This window comes from Viridibacillus sp. NPDC093762 (assembly GCF_050279675.1).
Lineage (GTDB): Bacteria > Bacillota > Bacilli > Bacillales_A > Planococcaceae > Viridibacillus.
On record NZ_JBNNUK010000001.1, the window covers coordinates 609,607 to 626,434 of the forward strand.

The following is a 16,828-nucleotide window of genomic DNA, read 5'->3' on the forward strand; positions in this document are numbered from 1 at the left end:
TGTTCCCTATTTTTCAAGAAAAAAGTATGACGGAGGTTTCCAATGAGTGTGCCACAATACAAAAGAGTCGTCATCAAATTAAGCGGTGAGGCTTTAGCAGGGGATCAAGGCTTCGGACTTGTTCCTAATATCGTAAAATCAGTAGCAGAACAAATTAAAGAAGTTGTGGACCTAGGAGTAGAAGTTGCCCTTGTTGTTGGCGGCGGTAATATTTGGAGAGGTAAAATCGGTAGCGAAATGGGTATGGAACGTGCAAATGCGGACTATATGGGTATGTTAGCTACAGTGATGAACGCTTTAGCACTACAAGATTCATTAGAAAATCTTGGTGTTGCAACACGTGTACAGTCTTCAATAGTTATGACACAAGTAGCGGAACCTTATATTCGTCGTAAAGCAGTACGCCATTTAGAGAAAAAACGCGTAGTTATTTTTGCGGCAGGTACAGGTAACCCTTACTTCTCGACAGATACAACAGCTGCATTACGTGCCGCTGAAATTAATGCGGATGTAATTTTAATGGCGAAAAACAATGTAGATGGTGTATATTCAGCTGATCCAAAAACAAATGCTGATGCAGTTAAATATGATAATTTGACATACTTAGAAGTTATTCAACAAGGATTACAGGTAATGGATTCTACTGCTTCAACGCTTTGTATGGACAATGATATCCCGCTCATAGTATTCTCAATAATGGAGAATGGAAATATTAAACGTGCCGTTCAAGGTGAAACTATTGGCACAGTTGTTAGGAGGAATTCGTAATGCCTAAAGAAGTGATGACTCAAGCTAATGAGAAAATGGTCAAAACAATTAACGCGTATTCTCGCGAACTAGCTTCAATTCGTGCTGGTCGTGCGAACGCTTCATTATTAGACCGAATTTCAGTTGAATATTATGGTTCACCAACACCTATTAATCAATTAGCAGGTGTATCTGTTCCTGAAGCTCGTCTTTTAGTTATTCAACCATATGACAAAACAGTTCTAGGTGACATCGAAAAAGCACTAATGAAATCAGATATCGGTATTACACCAACGAATGATGGGAATGTGATTCGCTTAGCAATCCCTGCTTTAACTGAAGAACGTCGTAAAGAACTTGTAAAGGTCGTTAAAAAATCTGCTGAAGATGCTAAAGTTGCAATCCGCAACGTGCGTCGTGATGCAAATGAGGATTTCAAAAAACTCGAAAAAAATGGCGATATTACAGAAGACGATTTACGCGGCTATGCTGATGATGTCCAAAAGGCTACAGACGAAAGCATTGTAAAAGTTGATGAACTTGCTAAAGAAAAAGAGAAAGAAATCATGGCAGTTTAATTTCAAGAACCTTGTTTTCTAAAAGACGTCCTAACTAAGGGGACGTCTTTTTTTTAACAAGATTAAGGAAAAGAATTCTTATTTTTGATATGATAGAGGAAGTATACGTTCCGATTTGTAAGCTAGTGGAGGATTCTAAATGTTGAATAAACTCGTATGGAGAAAATCAGATAAACAAAATCGAAATTTACAGGAACGAATTTCAGATATGACCGGAGAAATTGTGCCCAAGCACATTGCTATTATTATGGATGGTAATGGTCGTTGGGCAAAAAAACGTGCAATGCCACGTGTAGCTGGTCACCATGAAGGTATGAAAAATGTCCGTAAAATTACAAGGGCTGCAAATAAGATTGGTGTGCAGGCTCTTACTTTGTATGCATTCTCAACTGAAAATTGGAAGCGTCCTAAAATGGAAGTGGAATTTTTGATGCGCTTACCTGAGGAATTTTTAACTTCATTTTTACCCGAACTCATGGAACTGAATATTCGAATCGCTATGATTGGAGAAATGGGCTCTCTTCCTGAACATACACAAAATGCTGTAAAAAAAGCGATGAAAGAAACGGAAAAAAATACAGGTATGGTATTAAATTTTGCACTTAATTATGGTAGTCGATCTGAGATAATATCAGCAGTACAACAATTAGTTAAGAAAGCTCAAAATGGTGAAATTACCGTGGAAGATATTACAGAAGATAGTATTTCAACACATTTAATGACCAGTGAGTTACCAGAACCTGATTTATTAATTCGTACAAGCGGGGAGATCCGTTTGAGTAATTTTATGCTTTGGCAGCTAGCATATACTGAATTTTGGTTTACTGACACGCTCTGGCCGGATTTTGACGAACATTCACTTTTAGATGCGGTGAACGATTATCAAAAACGTAATCGTCGATACGGAGGATTGAAAGGGGAATAAAAGGTGAAACAGCGTATTATCACAGGCGTTATTGCTGCTGCGTTATTTATACCATTTGTTGTTTTGGGAGGACTTCCATTTTCGTTATTAGTATATGCGATGGCAGCAGTTGGGCTGTATGAAATTTTACGAATGAAAGGCATTTCGCTATTTTCAGTACAAGGCATTTTAACATTACTAACAATGTTTATTTTGCTAATGCCAAATGAATGGGCAGCAAAAGTTTTAGAAGTAACATCTTATTCGAAAATAGAATTTCTGTTTTTAGGTGCTATTCTATTACTGATCTATACAGTGCTAATTAAAAATAAGTTCACTTTTGATGAAGTAGGATTTGTTATTATTAGTGTGCTTTATGTTGGAATGGGTTTCCACTATTTGATTGAAACACGAATGGAAGGGTTAGAATATATTATCTATGCCTTAGTTATCGTGTGGACAACGGATTCAGGTGCGTATTTTGTAGGGCGAAAGCTTGGGAAAAACAAATTATGGCCAGAAATTTCACCAAATAAAACAATTGAAGGATTTATAGGCGGGATTGTTACCGCTATTGTCTTTGCAATACTATTCCAACTTATTGTTGGTATTGAAACAACATATGCCACTTTAATTATTGTATCGGTTATTGCTTCTATTTTCGGTCAAATGGGCGATTTAGTAGAATCAGCGATTAAACGTCATTATGATGTAAAAGACTCAGGTAAAATATTACCTGGACATGGCGGTATTTTAGACCGTTTTGATAGCTTATTATTTGTATTACCATTGTTGCATTTCTTGCACTTTGTTGGATGAAGAAGGAGATTATTTTGATGAAATCAATTAGTTTACTAGGCGCAACAGGATCTATTGGTATTCAAACGTTGGATATTGTGAAGGACCATAAAGATTCGTTTCAACTTGTAGCCTTCTCAGCAGGAAGAAATATTGAAAAAACACGTGAAATTGTAACGGAATTTAATCCTCTAATCGTTTCAGTACAGCTTGAGGAAGATGCAACAGCTTTGCAAAAAGAGTTTCCTAAAACTGATTTTGTATTTGGGACACAGGGCTTAATAGACGTAGCTACTTGCCCAGAAGCTGATGTGTTAGTCAATGCCGTATTAGGAAGCGTTGGTTTAGAGCCTACACTAGCAGCGATTAGAGCTAGAAAGAATATTGCTATTGCTAATAAGGAAACCTTAGTAACTGCGGGTCATATAGTAATGTCGGAAGCCAAAAAACATGGCGTGGCAATTCTCCCGGTAGATAGTGAACATTCGGCTTTATGGCAATCGATGCAAGGTGAAAATCGCAAAGATATTTCTCGTTTAATATTAACTGCTTCAGGTGGTAGTTTTCGGGATCAAACGCGTGAAGATTTGAAAAATGTTTCTTTAAAAGAAGCGTTAAATCATCCAAACTGGTCAATGGGAGCTAAAATTACAATTGATTCAGCAACATTGATGAATAAAGGGCTTGAAGTCATTGAAGCGGCAGTGTTATATGATGTGGATTATGATAATATTGACGTGTTAATACATAGAGAAAGTATTATTCACTCAATGGTTGAATATCATGATACTAGTATTATGGCTCAACTAGGGACACCTGATATGCGAACACCAATTCAATATGCACTTAGTTATCCAGAGCGTTTACCACGGTCAACCGCAGAACGTCTTGATTTGGCGAAGATATCTCAATTACATTTTGAAAATGTAGATTTAAACCGTTTCCGCTGCCTTGATTTTGCATATCAAGCAGGTCGTATGGGAGGGACAATTCTTACAGCCATGAATGCAGCAAACGAAGCAGCTGTTGGAGCATTTTTGCAAGAGAAGATTAAATTCTTAGAAATTGAAGATCTTATTGAACGAATTATGGACAAACACGTGAACATTTTACAACCTGATTTAGAAACTATTTTACACGTGGACAAAGAAACGAGAAAATCAGTTCAAAGCATGATAAAATAACTACAGAATTGAATGATATTTTTTCAAGCTGAAGAAGGTGGGATTCCATGCAATCAATTATTGCATTCATAGTAGTGTTCGGCTCAATTGTATTCTTTCATGAGTTAGGTCACTTTATTTTTGCGAAACGTTCAGGTATTTTAGTTAGAGAATTTGCAATCGGCTTTGGTCCTAAAATTTTAGGGATTACTAAAGGTGAAACACTGTATACTATTCGATTACTTCCACTTGGTGGTTATGTACGAATGGCTGGAGACGATATGGACAATATCGAGCTACAACCTGGTTATAGAATCGGTATGCAGCTGAATGACAAAGATGAAATCGAAAAAATTGTTTTAAATCAAAATAAGCAACTACCGGACATATTATTTTTGGAAGTTGAAAAAGCAGATCTACAAACGGAATTGTGGATTGAAGGCTACGACGAAGATGAACAACTTGTACGTTATGATGTAGCGCGTGATGCAGTTATTAATGAAAATGGTACAGAAACAATTATTGCTCCTTATGATCGTCAGTTTAATTCAAAATCATTAGGTAAGCGTGCAATGACGATTTTTGCAGGTCCATTATTTAACTTTATCCTTGCATGCATAATATTCATTGTTATTGGACTAGTTCAGGGAATTCCAACGAATGAGCCAGTTATTGCTGATGTAGTAAAAGGTAGTCCCGCTCAAGTGGCAGGTATAGTTAAAGGGGATGTCGTTACTGCTATAAATGGTAAAGCGATTGACAGTTGGCAAGAATTATCTGAAGCTATTCAAAATAGCCCGAAAAAAGAAATGACTTTAGATGTACAACGTGGTGAAGAAAAAGAACGAATTAAATTAACACCAAAAGAAGTTGTAGTAAATGAACAAAAAATGGGACAAATAGGTGTACAATATTCAAGTCCGATGGAAAAAAATCCACTAAAAGCATTCTCGTATGGTGTGGAACAAACGTATACATGGATAATGAAAATCTTTGAACTATTAGGTATGCTTGTAACTGGTAAATTTACACTAGATGCATTATCTGGTCCTGTTGGTATTTACAAAGCAACTGAAGAGGTAGCTAAATACGGTTGGACAAATGTCATGAACTGGGCAGCTATTTTAAGTATCAACTTAGGAATCATGAATTTATTACCACTACCAGCTTTAGATGGTGGACGCCTATTATTCTTCGGTTTTGAAGCTATACGTGGCAAACCGATTGATCGCCAAAAAGAAGGTATGGTACATTTTGTTGGTATTATGTTGTTAATGATATTAATGATTGTCGTTACTTGGAACGATATTCAAAGATTTTTCTTTTAATAAATAATTATAAATAACGCTAAAGGTGTGGTTTTTATGAAACAAAGTAAAACATTTATCCCAACCTTACGTGAAATACCTGCTGATGCTGACGTTAAGTCTCATCAGCTATTATTACGTGCAGGTTTTATCCGTCAAAATACAAGTGGTGTCTATTCATACTTACCACTAGCTACAAGAGTACTTAAAAAAATAGAACAAATTGTTCGCGAGGAAATGGAAGCAATCGATGCTGTCGAATTGTTAATGCCTGCTTTACAGCAAGCTGAACTTTGGCAAGAAACAGGACGTTGGGAAGCGTATGGTCCAGAGTTAATGCGTTTAAAAGACCGTCATAACCGTGATTTTGCATTAGGAGCTACACACGAAGAAGTTATTACTTCTTTAGTGCGTGACGAAGTAAAATCTTATAAAAAATTACCATTAACACTTTATCAAATTCAAAATAAATTCCGTGATGAAAAGCGCCCTCGTTTTGGTTTATTACGTGGTCGTGAATTTGTTATGAAAGATGCATATTCATTCCATGCTACTCGTGAAAGTTTAGATGAAACATATAATGATATGGTAAAAGCTTATACGAATATTTTCACTCGACTTGGCTTGAACTTCCGTGCAGTTATCGCAGATTCAGGTTCAATAGGCGGTAAAGATACACATGAATTTATGGTGTTATCTGAAATTGGAGAAGATACAATTGCTTTCTCTGATGAATCAAGTTTTGCTGCTAATATTGAAATGGCTGAAGTAAACGTAGATTATAGTCATTCAAATGACGATATGCATGAACTTGAAAAAGTTTCTACACCTGACCAGAAGTCAATTGATGAGATTGTTGAATTCTTAAAAGTATCCCCTGAATCTTGTATTAAATCATTAGTATTTAATGTAGATGACGAACTAGTTGTTGTATTAGCTCGTGGAGATCATGAAATCAACGATATTAAATTAAAAAACGCACTTGATGCACAATCTGTTGAATTAGCAGATGACAAAGTTATCTTTGATTTATTAGGTAGTCATGTTGGTTCTTTAGGGCCTGTAAAACTTCCGGTGAATGTAAAAGTAATTGCGGATAATGCAATCAAGTCTATCCGTAACGGTGTATGTGGTGCAAATGAAGACGGATTCCACTATATTAATGTAAATCCAGGCCGTGACTTTGCAATTGATCGTTTTGAAGATTTACGTTTCATTCAAGTGGGCGACCCATCTCCAGATGGAAAGGGCACAATTAAATTTGCTGAGGGCATTGAAGTTGGGCATGTATTCAAACTAGGTACAACATACAGTGATTCTATGAAAGCAACTTTCCTGGATGAGAATGGACGAGCTCAATCATTTATCATGGGTTGTTATGGTATCGGTGTGTCACGCCTTGTAGCTGCAGTTGCAGAACAATTCCAAGATAGCTATGGCTTTGTTTGGCCAAAACAAATTGCGCCATATGATATCCACTTGATTTCAGTAAACGAAAAAGATGAAGCACAAAAGAATTTAACTGAGGAAACGTACAAATTGTTACAATCATATCGCTATGATGTGCTTTATGATGATCGTAAAGAGCGTGCGGGCGTTAAATTCGCAGATGCAGATTTAATCGGTTTACCAGTACGTGTTACAATTGGTAAAAAAGCTTCAGAAGGTATTTTAGAAGTGAAATTTAGACAGTCTGGCGAGACTTTCGAATGGGCTAAAGAAGAGTTAGTCGATCGCTTGAATAACTTTTTTCACGCTGAGTAATGTCGAATGAGTCAAAAGGAGGAAGTACTTTAATGTACTTCTTTTCTTTTTTTACAGAAGGTAGGTGGGATAATGACAAACGAGCAAGACGCAAAGTTGAAATTTCAACTACTGCTTCAACAAATTGATCTAACAGAAGACGTTTATATGCCTTATTTTAATGCTGCAGAATTAGCTAGAATGACTGTACACAAAAAAGAACGCGTTTGGCGATTTTCTCTCAAATTACCTGCGATCTTACCATTTGGTGTATATCGCGAATTTGAAACACGCGTAACAAAGGCATTTTCGCAAATTGCACAAATTGAATTAAATATTGAAGCTCCGCAACAAACAATTTCAAAGGAATTAGTAACGGATTATTGGCTAAAAGTGATTGAAGACATTGATGAACTATCCCCACCATTGCGAGAAGGTTTAGTGAAACAGCTACCTGAGTGGAATGGTCAGAAAATGATGATCACTTGTCAACAAGAGCTAGAAATGATGACACTTAAGAAGAAGTATACAGAGATTATAGCGGATGCTTATGAAACCTATGGATTCCCGCATATGCCAATTGATTTCCAACTAAATGAATCAACTGAAGCATTAGCAGAAGCACAACTTGCCTTTTTAGAACAACGCCGTTTAGAAGAGGAAGCTTTTGCAAAAAAAGCCGTCGAAGATATGCAAAAGCGTGAAAAAGAACGCAACGATAATCCAAGTGGTGTAGACGTTTCAGACCGTCCATTCCAGCTTGGAATCCCTATAAAGCCCGATGAAACTATAATGGAGATTCAACAAATTCAAGATGAAGAACGTCGCATTACGATTGAAGGTTTTGTCTTCGCTGCAGAAGTAAAAGAATTACGTAGTGGTCGATCGCTCCTGACTTTGAAAATTACCGATTATACAGATTCCATTTTAGTGAAAATGTTCTCACGAGATAAAGAGGACGCTGCACTTATGCAGCAGGCTAAAAAGGGTATGTGGGTGAAGGCGCGTGGATCAGTTCAAAATGATACATTTGTTCGCGATCTAATTGTTATGGCACAAGATATTATGGAGATAAAACCAGTCTTACGTAAAGATACTGCTCCAGAAGGTGAAAAGCGTGTCGAGCTACATCTTCATACACCGATGAGTCAAATGGACGCTGTTACATCTGTTGGTGATCTTGTTGCTCAAGCAGCTAAATGGGGGCATCCAGCAATTGCAATTACCGATCATGCTGTTGCTCAATCATTTCCTGATGCCTATAATGCGGGGAAGAAGCATGGAATAAAAATTTTATATGGTTTAGAAGCCAATCTAGTAGATGACGGTGTACCTATCGCATATGATGAACAGCATCGCCTACTTGAAACGGATACATTTGTTGTATTTGACGTAGAAACAACTGGATTATCAGCTGCATACGATACTATTATCGAGCTCGCTGCTGTTAGAATAGTTAATGGTGAAGTAGTCGATAAATTTGAGAGTTTTGCAAATCCTCATCATCCTCTTTCTGCAACAACGATCGAACTCACAGGTATTACAGATGATATGGTTAGAAATGCACCAGAAGTTGTGGATATGATAAAAAAATTCCATGAATTTATTGGTGATGGAATTGTTGTCGCTCACAATGCTTCATTTGATATAGGTTTTTTATATGAGGCTTATAAAAAAGCAGGAATTGATGAAAAGAATCATCCAGTTATAGATACATTGGAGCTAGCTCGTTTCTTACACCCAGAAATGAAGAATCACAGATTAAATTCTTTATGTAAAAAATTCAATATAGAATTAACACAACATCACCGTGCCATTTATGATACGGAAGCTACGGGATTTCTACTTTTACATCTCTTAAAAGAAGCAGATGAAAAGGGTATTAAATATCACGATGATTTCAACAAAAATATCGGTGGAGGGGATTCATACAAACGAGCTAGACCAACACACTGTACAATTTTAGCAACTGATAATGTCGGTCTGAAGAATCTCTTTAAACTTATTAGCTTTTCACATACGCAAACTTTTTACCGTGTCCCTCGCCTTACACGCTCAATGTTGACGAAGTACCGAGAAGGGTTAATTATCGGTTCAGCTTGCGATAAAGGTGAAGTTTTCACAACAGTTATGCAAAAATCAATGGAGGAAGCAGAACAAGTTGCAAAATTCTATGATTATTTAGAAGTGCATCCAAAAGCTGTATATTCACATTTGATTGATAGTGAACTTGTCCGTGATGAGTGGAATTTAGAAGATATAATCCGTAAAATTGTCAAGTTAGGAAAAAAATTAGACAAGCCTGTTGTGGCGACAGGGAATGTTCATTATTTAAATGAAAATGATGCTATATTCCGTCAAATTTTAATCCGTTCACAAGGTGGGGCAAACCCATTGAATCGTCATACGTTACCAAAAGTACATTTCCGTACAACTAATGAAATGCTAGATGCATTTGCTTTTTTAGGAGACGACATTGCAAAAGAGCTTGTTGTTACAAACCCTCAGAAAATTGCTAATATGATTGGTGATGTGAAGCCGGTAAAAGATGATCTTTACACACCTAAAATTGAGGGTGCAGATGAGGAAGTACGTAATATGAGTTATGATATGGCTCATTCTATTTACGGCCCCAACTTACCTGAAGTTGTAGAAGCGCGTCTTGAGAAAGAGTTAAAATCGATAATTGGTCATGGATTCGCTGTTATTTATTTAATTTCACATAAACTTGTGAAGAAATCATTAAATGATGGTTATTTGGTAGGTTCGAGGGGGTCGGTAGGTTCGTCACTTGTTGCAACAATGATGGAAATTACCGAAGTAAATCCTTTGCCACCACACTATGTATGTCCAAATTGCCAGCATGCAGAATTTTTCGATGACGGTTCTGTTGGGTCAGGCTTTGACCTCCCTAATAAGGATTGTTCTGAATGTGCTACGTCTTATCAAAAAGACGGCCACGACATTCCATTCGAAACTTTCCTTGGATTTAAAGGAGATAAAGTTCCTGATATCGACCTTAACTTTAGTGGTGAATATCAACCACAAGCCCACAACTATACGAAAGTATTATTTGGCGAAGAGTATGTGTATCGAGCGGGAACAATTGGTACTGTCGCAGAGAAAACTGCATATGGCTATGTAAAAGGTTATGCCAGTGATAATAACTTGAATTTTCGTGGTGCAGAAGTAGACAGACTTGTACAAGGTTGTACCGGTGTTAAACGAACAACAGGGCAACATCCGGGCGGTATTATCGTAGTACCTGATTATATGGATATTTACGATTTCTCGCCAATTCAATTTCCAGCAGATGCACAGGATTCTGAATGGAAAACAACCCATTTCGACTTCCACTCAATTCATGATAACGTTTTAAAACTAGATATACTTGGACATGATGATCCGACGGTTATTCGTATGCTACAAGACTTATCTGGAATTGATCCAAAAACAATTCCTACTGATGACGTAGAGGTTATGCAAATTTTCAATGGTCCAGAGTCATTAGGTGTAACATCTGAACAAATCAATTGTAAAACAGGTACTTTGGGTATCCCAGAGTTTGGTACACGATTTGTTCGTCAAATGTTAGAAGAAACGAAACCGTCGACTTTTTCAGAGCTTGTCCAAATTTCTGGACTATCTCATGGTACCGATGTTTGGTTAGGGAATGCTAGTGAATTAATCCAAAATGGTACATGTGTATTATCTGAAGTTATAGGCTGTCGTGATGATATTATGGTGTATTTAATCTATCAAGGATTGGAGCCATCATTGGCCTTTAAAATTATGGAGTCAGTGCGTAAAGGTAAAGGATTATCAGAAGAATTTGAAGCAGAAATGAAAGCTAATAAAGTACCTGGGTGGTACATCGATTCATGTAAGAAAATCAAATACATGTTCCCAAAAGCCCATGCCGCTGCATATGTATTAATGGCAGTGCGTATTGCATATTTTAAAGTACATTTACCAATTCTTTATTATTGTGCATACTTTAGTGTGCGTGCTTCAGACTTCGATCTTATCGCGATGGTGAATGGTTCGCAGATGATTAAGTCAAAAATTGATGAAATTGATGCAAAAGGTTTAGAAGTTTCTACGAAAGAAAAAAGCTTGCTAACTGTCCTTGAGCTTTCTTTGGAAATGTGCGAACGCGGTTATCACTTCCAAAAGGTAGATTTATATCGTTCTAAAGCAACGGAATTTGTGATTGATGGGGATAGTTTAATTCCTCCTTTCAATGCAATTCCGGGTCTTGGTAACAACGTAGCATTTGCCATTGTTAAAGCACGAGAAGATGGCGAATTTTTATCAAAAGAAGATTTACAACAACGTGGACGTGTATCAAAAACATTAATCGAATATATGGATAAACTCGGTTGTTTAGAAGGTATGCCAGATGCTAACCAACTCTCTCTGTTCTAGGGTTTATTTGCATTTCGGGCTATACTGTGCTATCATTTGTTTAATTAATTTGTTGATAGAACGCCAGCAAAAGAGTGGGATTTCCCGCTCTTTTCTGTTGTTATGACAACATGAAGTGAGTCAGGAGGATTGTATGAGCAAAGTTATCTCAGCAGTGGAACAACTTGCAACGCCTATAGTAGAAGGGTTAAACCTTGAATTAGTCGAAGTTGAATTCGTTAAAGAGGGTCGCGATTGGTTTTTGCGCGTTTACATTGATACTCCTGAAGGAAGCATTGACATTGAACAATGTGCTCAAGTAAGTGAATTATTAAGTTTAAAATTGGATGAATCTGATCCAATTGAACAAAATTATTTCCTTGAAGTGTCATCTCCAGGAGCAGAACGACCATTAAAAAAAGAAGCTGATTTTGAAAAAGCTATCGGTCAATTCGTGCATATTAAATCATATGAAGCCATTAACGGTATGAAAGTATTTGAAGGTTATTTAAAATCTTATACAGACGCAGGTGTAGAACTTGACGTTAAGATTAAAACAAGAAAAATTAAGGTCGTTATCGATAAAGATAAAATAGCATTAGCTCGTTTAGCAATCGATTTTTCTGCAGAAAGTTAATAGTAGGAGTGAAATAGACAATGAGTAAAGAATTGGTTGGTGCGTTAAATGCACTTGAAGCAAAAGGTATCTCTCGTGATATCATTATTGAAGCAATCGAGGCGGCACTTATTAATGCATATAAAAAGAATTACAACCAAGCGCAAAACGTGCGTGTTGATTTAAACCTTGACCGCGGTACAATGCACTTGTATTCAAGAAAAGATGTAGTAGATGTAGTAGAAGACGATCGCTTACAAATCTCTGTAGAAGATGCGCAAGTTATCAACCCTGCCTATGAGATCGGTGATATTGTGGAACAGGAAGAAACACCACGTAATTTCGGACGTATCGCTGCAACTACAGCGAAACAAATCGTTACTCAACGATTCCGTGAAGCAGAACGTGGCATTGTCTATGAAGAATATGTGGATCGCGAAGATGATATCGTAAATGGTGTTGTAGAGCGTTTAGACCCACGTAATATTTATGTTGGTTTAGGTAAAGTCGAAGCGGTATTACCACAAAATGAACAAATTCAAGGTGAGTCTTATGCACCTCACGATCGTATCAAAGTGTATATCACGAAAGTAGAACGTACTTCTCGTGGACCACAAGTATACGTATCACGTACTCACCCAGGTTTACTTCGTCGTTTATTTGAATTAGAAGTTCCTGAAATCTTCCAAGGTACAGTAGAAATTAAATCAATCGCTCGTGAAGCTGGCGATCGCTCTAAAATTTCTGTCTTTGCACATAATGAAGAAGTAGATCCAGTAGGTTCATGCGTAGGTACAAAAGGTGCCCGTGTACAAACAATTGTTAACGAACTAAACGGTGAGAAAATCGATATCGTTGAATGGTCAGAAGATCCTGTCGTATTCGTTGCAAACGCACTAAGTCCTTCAAAAGTTCTTGATGTGCAAGTTGATGAAGAAGAAAAGTCAACTACAGTAGTAGTTCCTGATTATCAATTATCTTTAGCTATTGGTAAACGTGGTCAAAATGCTCGCCTTGCTGCGAAGTTGACAGGCTGGAAGATTGATATTAAGAGTGAAACAGATGCAAGAGAATTAGGAATCTACCCAAGTCAATCTTCAACTGTTGTTTATGAGGAAGCTCAAGACGAAGAAGATGTTGATTATGACGTTGATTTATATAAAGACGACGAAGAATAAGTAAAAGCATTTGATCATATGTAAAGTCTTTTAATAGAACCAATATGGCCAAAAGTTCTTACGCTATAAGGAAGGTGTGTTCTTATGTCGATAAACAGAAAAATTCCTTTAAGAAAATGTGTAGCAACTGGTGAAATGTTCCCTAAAAAAGAGATGATCCGGGTTGTTCGTTCTAAAGAAGGCGAAGTTTCCGTGGATGTAACAGGCAAGAAATCAGGTCGCGGCGCATATGTTTCAAAATCCGAAACAGCTGTTGCAGAAGCGAAAAAGAAAAATGTCCTGAAACATCAGTTAGAAGTGGAAATTCCTGAACAAGTATATGAAGACCTTTTGAAAGTCATTCGCAAGGAGACGTTAACATGACGCCACAGCAATCTATTTTAAATTTACTTGGATTGGCTGCCAGGGCTCGTAAAATCGTTTCAGGCGAAGAACAAGTTATTAAAGAAGTGCGCAATAATGGTGCGAAGCTTGTTATTTTAGCAACAGATGCTTCTGCCAATACGCGCAAAAAAATGCAAGATAAATGTTATTCTTTCAACGTTGAGTTGCAGGAGTTCGGGACTAGATATGATCTCGGACATGCTACGGGGAAAGACGCACGGGTCTCATTAGCCATCGTGGATGACGGTTTTGCAAAAAAACTGTCCGAGCTTCTCAACGAAATCTAACCGGGGGTGAATACATGACAAAATTACGCGTCCATGAATATGCGAAACAAGTAAATAAGTCAAGTAAAGAAGTTATTGATCAGCTTACAAAGCTACAAATAAACGTCACAAACCATATGTCTACGTTAGAAAAAGATGCAGTTAGCAAACTAGATGGTGTATTTAAAATGAAAATTAACGCACAATCATCACAAGGACCAAAAAGAACTGAGCACCAAAACAGAGGACAACAAGGGAATCGTCCGAACGCTAGAAAAGACGAAAAAGCACCACAAACTAGCGCTGCTCAACCAAAACAAAATACTAATCAAGGAAGTACTATGAATAACAATTCCACTTCAAAAAACAACTCAAACTCAAATTCAAACAATCGTTCTAACTCAAATGCAAGACCAAATACTAATGCAAGACCGAACTCAAACACAAGTTCAAGACCAAACACTAATTCAAACACAAACACAAACTCAAGACCAAATACAAATTCGAACACAAGAACTGGTTCGAATACAAACTCAAGTCAAAATCGTAATACAAATCGCGGCCCAAGTGGTCAATCCAACCAACAAGGTGGAAACCGTAACTTTAACCAAAGAAAAAAACCAGGTATTAATGGTGGACAACGTCGTAAACACAGACCACAACCAGTTGTACCTGCAGTGAAAAAAGAATTACCAGAAAAAATCACTTTCTTCGAATCATTATCAGTAGGCGAATTAGCGAAAAAATTAGGCCGTGAGCCATCTGAAATTATTAAAAAATTATTCATGCTTGGTGTTATGGCTACAATTAACCAAGAGCTTGAACAAGATGCTATCGAACTAATCTGTGCTGATTATGGTGTGGAAGTTGAGGAAGAAATTCGTATCGACGTAACAGACCTAGAAACGTACTTTGAGGGTGACCAAGAAGAAGTAAATACAGCTAACATAACAGAGCGTCCACCAGTTGTAACAATTATGGGTCACGTTGACCATGGTAAAACAACATTACTAGATTCTATTCGTAACACAAAAGTAACTGCTGGAGAAGCTGGCGGTATTACACAACATATTGGTGCTTACCAAGTAGTTGTAAACGATAAGAAAATTACATTTTTAGATACACCTGGACACGCAGCGTTCACAACAATGCGTGCGCGTGGTGCAAGAATTACTGACTTAACAATTTTAGTAGTTGCTGCTGATGATGGTGTAATGCCACAAACAGTTGAAGCAATCAACCATGCAAAAGCTGCAGAAGTTCCAATTATTGTTGCTGTAAACAAAATGGATAAACCAACAGCTAACCCTGATCGTGTAATGCAAGAGCTAACTGAGCATGGTCTAGTACCAGAAGCTTGGGGAGGCGAAACAATCTTTGTTCCAATTTCAGCTTTAAAAGGAGATGGCATTGATTCATTACTTGAAATGGTATTGTTAGTTTCAGAAGTAGGCGAATTAACAGCTGACTCAAAACGTAAAGCTATTGGTACTGTAATCGAAGCACAACTTGATAAAGGTCGCGGTTCTGTTGCTACTTTATTAGTACAAAATGGTACTCTTAACATAGGTGATCCAATTGTAGTTGGCCACGCTTACGGTCGTGTTCGTGCAATGGTTAATGATATTGGACGTCGCGTAAAAACTGCAGGTCCTTCTACACCAGTTGAAATTACTGGATTAAGTGAAGTTCCTCAAGCTGGTGATCGTTTTGTAGTATTCGAAGATGAAAAAACAGCTCGTCAAGTAGGGGAAGCACGTGCAATGACTGCTATTCAAGCACAACGCTCTGAAAAACAACGAGTAACTCTTGATAATTTATTTGAACAAATGAGTCAAGGTGAAATGAAAGAATTAAACTTAATCGTTAAAGCTGACGTTCAAGGTACAGTAGAAGCAATGGCAGCTTCATTAATGAAAATCGATGTAGAAGGTGTAAATGTACGTATCATCCACACAGGTGCTGGTGCAATTACAGAATCTGATATTTCGTTAGCAGCTGCATCAAATGCGATTGTCATTGGTTTCAATGTACGTCCTGATACTAATGCGAAACGCGCAGCTGAAGCTGAAGGCGTAGATATCCGTCTACACCGTGTTATTTATAAAGTAATTGAAGAAATCGAAGCAGCAATGAAAGGATTACTAGATCCTGAATTCCAAGAAAAAATAATCGGTTCAGCAGAAGTTCGTGAAACATTCAAAGTATCTAAAGTCGGCACAATTGCTGGTGGATACGTACTTGAAGGTAAGATTACACGCGATAGTGGCGTTCGTGTTATCCGTGAGGGTATCGTTATTTTCGAAGGCGAATTAGACTCTTTAAAACGTTTCAAAGATGATGCAAAAGAAGTAGCTAAAGGTTATGAATGTGGATTTACAGTGAAAAACTTCAATGACATTAAAACAGAAGATGTAATTGAAGCATTCATCATGGAAGAAATTGTACGCAAATGATTGTCTACGCAGAGTGTGAATTCTTCATCCCTGCGGCCCATTCATTAAAAGAAAAACGTGCTGTCTTGCAAAGTATGATTACCCGCACAAAACAGCGGTACAATGTTTCCATTGCAGAAATTGACCATCAAGATGTTTGGCAAAGAGCGTTGCTCGCGATTGTTACTGTAGCTTCTTCTAAGGATGCAGCAGATCGTGAGCTCACTCGTGCTCTTCAACTTCTAGAATCAAATCCCGAATGGGAACGACTAAACATACAAAGAGAGTACTTATAAGAATTG

At 37.4% G+C, this 16,828-nt stretch carries 14 protein-coding genes; all 14 read left to right on the forward strand.

Going from position 1 to position 16,828, the window contains the following annotated elements:
• Nucleotides 1-42 precede the first annotated feature (42 nt).
• The 14 genes from pyrH (at nt 43) to ACQKM9_RS03005 (ending at nt 16,822) form a co-directional block, all read left to right on the forward strand.
• Complete coding sequence (gene pyrH, locus ACQKM9_RS02940) at nt 43-768, forward strand: UMP kinase (protein ID WP_427732484.1); 726 nt, start codon at nt 43-45, stop codon at nt 766-768.
• Nucleotides 768-1,325, forward strand: coding sequence for a ribosome recycling factor (gene frr / locus ACQKM9_RS02945; RefSeq protein WP_427732486.1), 558 nt, complete (start codon nt 768-770; stop codon nt 1,323-1,325). The genes pyrH and frr overlap by 1 nt, the downstream gene beginning before the upstream one ends.
• Before the next feature lie 139 nt (nt 1,326-1,464).
• Nucleotides 1,465-2,250: an isoprenyl transferase gene (locus tag ACQKM9_RS02950; RefSeq protein ID WP_427732488.1), complete on the forward strand. Its 786-nt coding sequence runs from the start codon at nt 1,465-1,467 to the stop codon at nt 2,248-2,250.
• A 3-nt stretch (nt 2,251-2,253) separates the two neighbouring features.
• Entirely contained in the window at nt 2,254-3,048 is a 795-nt protein-coding gene (locus tag ACQKM9_RS02955; protein ID WP_427732490.1) for a phosphatidate cytidylyltransferase, read from the forward strand.
• A gap of 17 nt (nt 3,049-3,065) precedes the next feature.
• Nucleotides 3,066-4,211, forward strand: coding sequence for a 1-deoxy-D-xylulose-5-phosphate reductoisomerase (locus tag ACQKM9_RS02960; RefSeq protein WP_427732492.1), 1,146 nt, complete (start codon nt 3,066-3,068; stop codon nt 4,209-4,211).
• Between the two features lie 47 nt (nt 4,212-4,258).
• Entirely contained in the window at nt 4,259-5,518 is a 1,260-nt protein-coding gene (gene rseP, locus ACQKM9_RS02965) for an RIP metalloprotease RseP (RefSeq protein ID WP_427732494.1), read from the forward strand.
• 36 nt (nt 5,519-5,554) lie between these two features.
• Nucleotides 5,555-7,261 carry a proline--tRNA ligase gene (locus ACQKM9_RS02970; RefSeq protein ID WP_427732496.1) on the forward strand — a complete coding sequence of 569 codons (1,707 nt, stop codon included), beginning with the start codon at nt 5,555-5,557 and terminating at the stop codon, nt 7,259-7,261.
• A 72-nt stretch (nt 7,262-7,333) separates the two neighbouring features.
• Nucleotides 7,334-11,668, forward strand: coding sequence for a PolC-type DNA polymerase III (locus ACQKM9_RS02975; RefSeq protein ID WP_427732498.1), 4,335 nt, complete (start codon nt 7,334-7,336; stop codon nt 11,666-11,668).
• 133 nt (nt 11,669-11,801) lie between these two features.
• A complete protein-coding gene (rimP, locus tag ACQKM9_RS02980; RefSeq protein ID WP_427732500.1) occupies nt 11,802-12,284 on the forward strand; it encodes a ribosome maturation factor RimP in 483 nt (160 codons plus the stop codon).
• A 20-nt stretch (nt 12,285-12,304) separates the two neighbouring features.
• On the forward strand, nt 12,305-13,441 hold the full coding sequence (gene nusA / locus ACQKM9_RS02985; RefSeq protein ID WP_427732502.1) for a transcription termination factor NusA: 1,137 nt from the start codon (nt 12,305-12,307) through the stop codon (nt 13,439-13,441).
• A gap of 84 nt (nt 13,442-13,525) precedes the next feature.
• Complete coding sequence (gene rnpM / locus ACQKM9_RS02990; RefSeq protein WP_038184222.1) at nt 13,526-13,804, forward strand: RNase P modulator RnpM; 279 nt, start codon at nt 13,526-13,528, stop codon at nt 13,802-13,804.
• Nucleotides 13,801-14,112, forward strand: coding sequence for a YlxQ family RNA-binding protein (locus ACQKM9_RS02995; RefSeq protein WP_427732504.1), 312 nt, complete (start codon nt 13,801-13,803; stop codon nt 14,110-14,112). The genes rnpM and ACQKM9_RS02995 overlap by 4 nt, the downstream gene beginning before the upstream one ends.
• Before the next feature lie 14 nt (nt 14,113-14,126).
• Nucleotides 14,127-16,547, forward strand: a complete 2,421-nt coding sequence (gene infB, locus ACQKM9_RS03000; RefSeq protein ID WP_427732506.1) for a translation initiation factor IF-2 — start codon at nt 14,127-14,129, stop codon at nt 16,545-16,547.
• A complete protein-coding gene (locus tag ACQKM9_RS03005) occupies nt 16,544-16,822 on the forward strand; it encodes a DUF503 domain-containing protein (protein ID WP_038184231.1) in 279 nt (92 codons plus the stop codon). Before infB ends, ACQKM9_RS03005 begins: the two co-directional genes overlap by 4 nt.
• The last annotated feature ends 6 nt before the right edge of the window (nt 16,823-16,828 follow it).

What these genes read in the sequence shown, in the direction of transcription:
- ACQKM9_RS02950 (WP_427732488.1), top strand. Translation starts at nt 1,465, where the DNA reads ATGTTGAATAAACTCGTATGGAGAAAATCAGATAAACAAAATCGAAAT.
- pyrH (WP_427732484.1), top strand. Translation starts at nt 43, where the DNA reads ATGAGTGTGCCACAATACAAAAGAGTCGTCATCAAATTAAGCGGTGAG.
- rimP (WP_427732500.1), top strand. Translation starts at nt 11,802, where the DNA reads ATGAGCAAAGTTATCTCAGCAGTGGAACAACTTGCAACGCCTATAGTA.
- ACQKM9_RS02995 (WP_427732504.1), top strand. Translation starts at nt 13,801, where the DNA reads ATGACGCCACAGCAATCTATTTTAAATTTACTTGGATTGGCTGCCAGG.
- rnpM (WP_038184222.1), top strand. Translation starts at nt 13,526, where the DNA reads ATGTCGATAAACAGAAAAATTCCTTTAAGAAAATGTGTAGCAACTGGT.
- ACQKM9_RS02970 (WP_427732496.1), top strand. Translation starts at nt 5,555, where the DNA reads ATGAAACAAAGTAAAACATTTATCCCAACCTTACGTGAAATACCTGCT.
- ACQKM9_RS02975 (WP_427732498.1), top strand. Translation starts at nt 7,334, where the DNA reads ATGACAAACGAGCAAGACGCAAAGTTGAAATTTCAACTACTGCTTCAA.
- frr (WP_427732486.1), top strand. Translation starts at nt 768, where the DNA reads ATGCCTAAAGAAGTGATGACTCAAGCTAATGAGAAAATGGTCAAAACA.
- rseP (WP_427732494.1), top strand. Translation starts at nt 4,259, where the DNA reads ATGCAATCAATTATTGCATTCATAGTAGTGTTCGGCTCAATTGTATTC.
- nusA (WP_427732502.1), top strand. Translation starts at nt 12,305, where the DNA reads ATGAGTAAAGAATTGGTTGGTGCGTTAAATGCACTTGAAGCAAAAGGT.
- infB (WP_427732506.1), top strand. Translation starts at nt 14,127, where the DNA reads ATGACAAAATTACGCGTCCATGAATATGCGAAACAAGTAAATAAGTCA.
- ACQKM9_RS03005 (WP_038184231.1), top strand. Translation starts at nt 16,544, where the DNA reads ATGATTGTCTACGCAGAGTGTGAATTCTTCATCCCTGCGGCCCATTCA.
- ACQKM9_RS02960 (WP_427732492.1), top strand. Translation starts at nt 3,066, where the DNA reads ATGAAATCAATTAGTTTACTAGGCGCAACAGGATCTATTGGTATTCAA.